Raw genomic sequence first — 255 nt, 5'->3', positions numbered from 1 at the left:
GCACGCAGTTCGATGTCGGTTCGGGCGAGTGGAAAGACACGTCGGTCGTCGCCGATGAAGTCGTCATCAAGTTCCATCTCGTCGCGGTCAAGAAATAACGGTCAAGAAATAATCCAGTTTCAAACCTTATCCAGGAAAACACATGAAAAAGAACCTTTTGATCGCGGCAGCAGGCGCGTTGTTCGTGGCGGCATCGTTTAACGCAATGGCCGCTGAAGTCACGTACCAACTCGATCCGAACCACACGTACCCGAG

At 52.2% G+C, this 255-nt stretch carries 1 pseudogene; it reads left to right on the top strand.

Annotation, left to right across the window (positions count from 1 at the left end):
* A pseudogene (locus ACRXB1_RS37790) lies at positions 1–98 on the top strand (YceI family protein); the annotation flags it as partial.
* Positions 99–255: the final 157 nt, after the last annotated feature.

The sequence above is a fragment of the Caballeronia sp. M23-90 genome (assembly GCF_053574605.1).
This window is presented reverse-complemented; position numbering and strand designations above follow the sequence as displayed.